General features: G+C 43.1%; 5 protein-coding genes. All 5 read left to right on the forward strand.

What is annotated here, in order from left to right; genetic code table 11:
• Nucleotides 1–380 (forward strand): DUF1281 family ferredoxin-like fold protein (locus RUM_RS00630; protein ID WP_460093352.1); only part of this gene is annotated, 380 nt, incomplete at its 5' end.
• Nucleotides 377–964: a hypothetical protein gene (locus RUM_RS00635; protein ID WP_015557305.1), complete on the forward strand. Its 588-nt coding sequence runs from the start codon at nt 377–379 to the stop codon at nt 962–964. The genes RUM_RS00630 and RUM_RS00635, both read left to right, overlap by 4 nt.
• A gap of 245 nt (nt 965–1,209) precedes the next feature.
• Complete coding sequence (locus RUM_RS00640; protein ID WP_157864582.1) at nt 1,210–2,136, forward strand: DNA adenine methylase; 927 nt, start codon at nt 1,210–1,212, stop codon at nt 2,134–2,136.
• Nucleotides 2,137–2,146: 10 nt separating this feature from the next.
• The gene (locus RUM_RS00645; RefSeq protein WP_015557307.1) at nt 2,147–2,371 is read left to right on the forward strand and encodes a hypothetical protein; all 225 of its coding nucleotides are present in this window, start codon (nt 2,147–2,149) and stop codon (nt 2,369–2,371) included.
• A gap of 30 nt (nt 2,372–2,401) precedes the next feature.
• The gene (locus RUM_RS00650; RefSeq protein ID WP_015557308.1) at nt 2,402–2,707 is read left to right on the forward strand and encodes an AbrB/MazE/SpoVT family DNA-binding domain-containing protein; all 306 of its coding nucleotides are present in this window, start codon (nt 2,402–2,404) and stop codon (nt 2,705–2,707) included.
• Nucleotides 2,708–2,842: the final 135 nt, after the last annotated feature.

Raw genomic sequence — 2,842 nt, forward strand, 5'->3', positions numbered from 1 at the left:
AGGCTTTCCGCAATGAAATGATGTACGGCGCGCCGAGTTGGTATGATTGGTCAATAAAGAATTGGGGAACAAAGTGGAACTCCTACGGCTATGACAACCTTGACCGTTCGGACATTTCGGAAAATCCCGCGTTTTCGTTTTACACCGCTTGGAGTGCTCCCCACCCCATTATCGAAAAACTTGCAGAAAGATATCCCGAGGTTTCATTTGAACATGAATGGGCAGATGAAGACATCGGAATGAACTGCGGCAGAAAGACTTACGAACACGGCGAGTGTACCGACACTTATTACCCCGAGGCAAAAGAAGCGGAACTATTCGCAAATAACCTTTGGGGATACGAAACCGATACTGAAATGACGGAGGAACAAACATTATGAGCATTAAGAAAATCGATAAGAATGAACTCCGTGGGTATGAAAGGAAAGAAGGTCTTATCCTTCAGGGATGCGGCGGGAATCCACGGGAGTGGGTTGACGGAATCAATAACCTTTTTACCAAAGAAGGAATCCTTCTTGACGGAACAAAATTCGGTGACGATAACTGTGCCGTCTTCGAGAATAACGGATTGACTTGTTTGCTCTATGAGTTTAACGATGATACGAAAGTGGATATCGGCAAACTCGCTATGTGGCGAATCAGAACTCATTCGGATTTGGGCGGAACTTGGCTGTCTGATTATGTTGAAAATAAGTTGGGCGGATTCAGTCTTACAGGAACAAAGAAACCCGACTGCCCGCTTATCGGACAGAACGGTAACATCTTCAACCTTATGGGGATTGCCGCAAGAACACTGCGGCATAATGGGCTTGCAGAGCAATCAAAGGAAATGACCAAGCGCATTACAGATACCGCGCAGAGTTATGACGAGGCACTCGGTATTATAGGCGAATATGTCAATATAACCTCGGTTAATGATTGCAGCGAGGATATGGATGCCGGAATGGAGATGCGCTATGATTGAAATGCTGTTTTTTCTCATCGGAATGGTACTCGGCGGACTTGTTGCCTTTGTTATTCTCTGCTGTTTCCAACTTCATAGGATTAACCGATATGAAGCGCAGCTACAGAGATTAAAGGCACAACTCTCAGCGCGGGACACAAACTAAATAAAAATAAATGAAATTGAGGCCGTTTGCGTGTGTAAACACAAGAACGGTCTGTTTTTGTATTATAACGCAACTGCCTCCCGAAAGGAGGTCGGTTATATTGTCCGGTTCTGTAAGTCCACTACCGTGGACAGGAAGCAAAGGCTGTATTTACACAACAATTGACGCTTTTATGCCGCCCCACAAGACTTATGTGGAAGCGTGTATGGGAAGCGCCGAAGTATTTCTGAGAAAAAAGCCCGTTGAAAGAGAAATTATCAATGATTACAACGGCGATTTGGTGAAATTCTTTCGTGTATTACAGCAAAATGAGAAGCTCGCTTACCTATTGGGCCGTCTTTATCTGTCTTTCAATTCAGAAGAACTATTCAGAATAAATAAGGCAATGCTCGCCGATGTACCGAATATTCTTGATGATTTGACAGAAACCTCGGCTACAGTGGAAAAAGCCGAATGGTCGGATATCGAGAAGGCTGTCGCTTTCTTCGAAAATCAGATATTCAGCTTCTCATCCACCGGAAAAACCTTTGCCATCGCAAAAAAGGACATGACCAAACGCTTTGGCAGACTTGTTACCGCCTGCAGCAGACTCAGAAATGCCGTTATCATGCACAGAGACTACAAGGACTGTATTTCTTATGCTGCAGGCAAAGACACTTTTATTTTGCTTGACCCTCCGTACAAGGGTACGGAAAAGTACTATCAAAAAGCCAACTTCGGCAGTGACGAACACGCAAAGCTGTTTGATTTTATGTATGGCATTCATGAGAAGTATGAGGGTAATTGCAAATTCATTATTACCTACAATAACGATCCGTATATTTGCAGTCTCGCTGAAAAATACGGATTCGATACTTTTGTGAAAGAACGACTGCACAATATGCTTCAAAGCACAAAACCGGGCGAAATGTTCGAAGAACTGCTCATTGGTAATTATGATTTGAAAAAGCAGGCAGAAGAAAACAATCATTGCATCGTAAAAGAAGCTCAGCAATTAACGCTTTTCGATTTTCAGTACGATTATTAAGGAGAAGAAAATGGAGTACAAAACAGAATTCACAATTTTACTGCCGGAAAAATTGACAGCCGCGCTTGACATTGATGAGGACACCCTGTTTGAGACATATTTTGACGACGGGAAAATCAAGGTCAGAGTTATCGATGAGAGCGAATTCGAAGATGAACTCAGCAACTGCGATTTGACCGATAACGGCAAAGAGTGTGCAGAGTGTCCGAACTATTGTCGCAGTTGCGGCAGGTGATTATTTGAGTCTTAAAGGAGAGTGATATTGATGAATAGAAAGATTGTCAAAGTCCTCGGCAAACGAGGACGAATTACAATTCCGTATGAAATAAGAGTCCGCAATAAAATCGGCTATAATGATATTCTTTCTTTCGAGGAAAAGGATAAAAACACCATTATAGTCCGAAAAGAAAAATTGTGCGGCGGGTGTACTCCCGAGTGCTTTGACGAAGAAAACTCAATTCCCATTGAAGACTTTATCGACAGCCTCACACCGGAGCAGCAGCGCCGTGCAACAATTTATCTGAATTTACTGTGGGCGCAGAAAGAGAGTGCGTCTGTTGGCAGAACATAAACCACTGTATATCACGGCGAAAGGAGTATAAAATGCGGGTAAAGATTTATCAAATAAATCCCGAAAGAGATAGCAACCGAATGAAGTTTATGTCTCTAAGCGATAGTCAGTCCCCCGACCCGTCAATCTATGATG

This window comes from Ruminococcus champanellensis 18P13 = JCM 17042, from assembly GCF_000210095.1.
GTDB classification, from domain to species: Bacteria; Bacillota; Clostridia; order Oscillospirales; family Ruminococcaceae; genus Ruminococcus_F; species Ruminococcus_F champanellensis.